The organism is Sporanaerobacter acetigenes DSM 13106 (assembly GCF_900130025.1).
In the GTDB taxonomy this organism is placed as follows: domain Bacteria; phylum Bacillota; class Clostridia; order Tissierellales; family Sporanaerobacteraceae; genus Sporanaerobacter; species Sporanaerobacter acetigenes.
Genome location: NZ_FQXR01000031.1, coordinates 1 through 3,906, shown reverse-complemented (window position 1 = coordinate 3,906; position 3,906 = coordinate 1). Strand labels below are relative to the sequence as shown.

The 3,906-nt window shown below is 24.9% G+C and carries 3 protein-coding genes; all 3 read right to left on the bottom strand.

Going from position 1 to position 3,906, the window contains the following annotated elements:
- Positions 1 to 363: 363 nt before the first annotated feature.
- On the bottom strand, positions 364 to 612 hold the full coding sequence (locus BUA21_RS14365; protein WP_072745508.1) for a PqqD family protein: 249 nt from the start codon (positions 610 to 612) through the stop codon (positions 364 to 366).
- Between the two features lie 385 nt (positions 613 to 997).
- Positions 998 to 2,284, bottom strand: a complete 1,287-nt coding sequence (locus tag BUA21_RS14360) for a metallopeptidase TldD-related protein (protein WP_072745507.1) — start codon at positions 2,282 to 2,284, stop codon at positions 998 to 1,000.
- A 5-nt stretch (positions 2,285 to 2,289) separates the two neighbouring features.
- Entirely contained in the window at positions 2,290 to 3,627 is a 1,338-nt protein-coding gene (locus tag BUA21_RS14355; RefSeq protein WP_072745506.1) for a TldD/PmbA family protein, read from the bottom strand.
- Between the last annotated feature and the right edge of the window lie 279 nt (positions 3,628 to 3,906).

The window sequence follows — 3,906 nt, the reverse complement described above, 5'->3', positions numbered from 1 at the left end:
ATAATACATAATTTGAATTCATATATATTAACATGCAATTTACTATTTTGTTCGTATCCCATATTAAATTCATAATCTAACATAATACTCTCCTTAATATTTTTAATTATAGTCATTCACGAAATTCCAAAAACTTCATCTAATCTAACTTTGTAATCATTAGATTTTGACTTTGTGCATTCATCATAACCTTTTAAAAGAATGCTATTATGTTAATTTAACTCTATAACTAATAAACACTTGTCAATAAATTGAAACTACAAATGAAATTGATATATTAATTAATTTCATTTGTTTAAAGTTATTCATATATGTTTAGAAACAAACAATATGCTTTTAGGCACTTCACCTTCAATTACATAATTATTCTAATATTTTTTTATTTTTAAAAGTATCAATACAAGATTTTACCTTATCGTCAAGTGTATCATCTGTACGATAGTTTTTTTTTATATAATCACATATTTCATTTAAATCTAATCCCTTTAAGCAAAGATCATATATTAGTCTAGCTGTTTTATTTAAAGAATGTATATTTCCCTCATCATCGGATAATAATACACTACCATCCTCTATTTCAATCATCTCAAATTTACTGTTCAATTTATACATACATCTATCCTCCATATAAAATTTAATATTATATTTCTCCGTGTGATATTTACAGAACCATTTTCACACTCACTTTAAGCCATACACTAAAATTTAAAAGCTAAAAAAAGAGTACCTTTAATTATTTTATCAAATTGGTTTATATCACTTACTCATTTTAATTCTCTAAGATAAACTTAGTAATGAAATAAAGCGATATTTTTAATTCAATAATTAGTGTTTATTTTTAAAACTTAATAATTTTTTAATCATCTCTATTTATTAGCACATAGAAATGATTGCTGAATCTACTAACTCTGCTTCTGAATAAGACATTACTTCTGGAGTTTCGAATTCGATCATTATTTTCACCTCCTTTATTTAAAGGTACTCTTTTTTTTAAATTTTACCTCTGTATATAGATATTATCATTAAAAATGTATGGAATTTGTATGGCACCATTAACTAATTCACAATCTTTACTGCTTATAAAACATCCAAACAATTCCAATAAATTTAAAGATGCAACTGAATTAATAATTAATCCTTGAATTTTGCCATTTTCAATTTTATATGCTCTTATTATATTTATGTTTACCACACCTTTATTAATATGGGCATCCCTAATAATAGCTATTCTATCTATAAGTACTCCTAATTTAATAGAATTTATTAATTCCTCTTTTTTAACTTTCCCATTTTCCATCCTAATGCCTACAAGATTCGGAGTAGGCATACTTGAATATCCGTTTTTTCTAAATCCATTTCCTGATGATTTACCGCAATTAAATTTTGATACCGTTATAAGATCCGAATAATACTCTGAAATTCTGCCATTATCAATTAACGTTTTAATTTTAGTATCAATTCCTTCATCATCTACTTTATCACCTAAGATTGAATTTTCAATGGTTGGATCATCATATAAGATAAATGATTCATCAAACATTTTTTGTCCAATTTTTTCACTGAATAGTGAATTGCCCGACAATATATTTTTACCATTTAAAAATTCAGCTATAATATATACTAAGGGAGCTGCTGCTTCAGGTGAAAAAATAGTTTTATAATATCCTGTAATTAAATCTCCCTTATATTTTGAATACTCACATATACAATTATAATTATTTATGATTGTATTTATATTTTTTAAATTTGTAACAATATTTGAATTAAATATATTTACACACTCATTATTTCTTTTAATTTTTGATATTAACTTGATAGTTAAAAACTGCTTATTTTTTTTACAATTTACTCCATATGAATTTTTAATAATTTTTTGCAACCATTTCTTTTCTAAAGTAATTTGAGTACTTTTATTGTTATCAATCTTTTTTAAAATCCCCTGTGCTAATATTAACAATTCACTTATTCCCAATTTACTTATTTCTTGATCAACTAAATTCTGATATACACTTTTTTCGCTATCCTCAAAATGTATATCTATAGGTATTCCATATTCTGATAGTTTATAAGCTTCATCATATAACTCATAACAATTCTTATCTATTGAACCACTTGAAAAACCCATTTTTTTGTTATTAACTACCCTATATGCATGTCCACACATTGTATTTTGTTCTAAGTTAATAATACTATTTAGATCCAAAATGACTTTAGTTATTATACAAGATTCTCTATAATATTCATAACTACTACCTTGTGAATTTAATAATTTGTATGATAACATACCTTTCACCCCCCTATTGAAATATTATTTAGTTTAACAGATGGACTATATATAGAAATTGGTAGTAAATCCTGATTCTGTTTTTTACAATAGCCACTATCGTTCCACACCATCTCTTTAGATAATTTCATGCTATTAATAGACTCAAACGTATTACCCTTAATATATCTATTCGGAATCCTACACTTTATTTCTCCATTTTTAATTAAATAACACTTTTTAGGTATAAAAACAAATTGATCTAATTTAGTCTGCCCACTTTGATTCCCACATGCGTAAATTCCAATTTCAATACTTTTAATTAATTCATTCAAACTATATTTCCCAGGTTGTATGCAAAAATTAGACATCCTAACTATTGGCAAATCAAAAAATTTATCTACCCTACCATTTCCTGTTGGAATTTCATTCATTAAAGCAGCAGTTTCTCTTGTATGAAGTATTTGTTCTACTATTCCTTCTTTAATAATACATGTAGGTTTGCTTTTTACTCCCTCATCATCATATAAGTATGATCCCGAATGACCTTTTAAGGATGGATCATCCACAATAGTAAGATTATTATCTGAAATTTTATTTCCCTTATATATGTATTTCTGTAAAAACTGGCTATTAGTAACATTATCTGCTTCGCATAGATGTCCGATTGCTTCATGAAAAAATACACCTGCACTATCACCATTCAATATAACAGGATATTTTCCATTAATATTCTCATTTCGATTAATATGTTCATTAATTTCACATATACCTTTATCAATAACATCTTTTATATTCTCAAATCCTTTAAAACCATTGAACGTTTTAATAATTTCTTTTGTAGAATTTTGAGTTGATTTTTTTGACAATTCGACATTTATAATATCTTCTTCAAATTTTTGGTATATACTAGTATCTTCAGTTGTAACAAATATTTTTTCACGTTTATTTTTAATATAAATCATATTGCATTTTTCAATAAATTCATGCTTTAAAATATATTCATACTGCCTTGATAACAAGTTTTTTCTTTCTTTTAATGATATTTCATCAACAAATTTTTTGTGTTCATAATATCGATTATATACAGGCGATGGCATACTTCTATTCGTCTTATCATATAGATACGTAATTTGTTTTGCTTTATTTATTGCTTCTTTGATATCTTTAAAAGAATTAAAAGAAACATATGCCCAATTAGAATTGTTAAAAACTCTAACCATACCTCCTAACTCATAACCTTTAGTTAAATTCTCTAATGTCCTATTACGAAAAGAACACCCTTCTTTATTTCTAATTTCAATTCGAATTTCTCCATATTCTAAATCTATATTTTTCATTAACTTTTTTAACTCTCCAATCATAATTACACCTCGACCTTGCATAACAATTTTTATTTTTTAAATATATTACTAAAACCAATGTTAAAAAATAGTATTAAATTATATCTTTTAACACAAATAACGATATAATGTATTTTATATCGTTTATGTATATTTTACATATCTTTTGCAACATTGTCAATACATTTTGAATTTTCTTGCAAATCGGGAGTTTGACAGTTGAATAATAAAAAAATTGCTGAAGCCATTGAAAAGGCTTTATTTTTTTGTCAAATTTATAAAATTTATCTTTCGTAATGT

Excerpts from the sequence above, each read along its gene's own strand:
- BUA21_RS14365 (WP_072745508.1), bottom strand. The coding sequence starts at position 612 with ATGTATAAATTGAACAGTAAATTTGAGATGATTGAAATAGAGGATGGT.
- BUA21_RS14360 (WP_072745507.1), bottom strand. The coding sequence starts at position 2,284 with ATGTTATCATACAAATTATTAAATTCACAAGGTAGTAGTTATGAATAT.
- BUA21_RS14355 (WP_072745506.1), bottom strand. The coding sequence starts at position 3,627 with ATGATTGGAGAGTTAAAAAAGTTAATGAAAAATATAGATTTAGAATAT.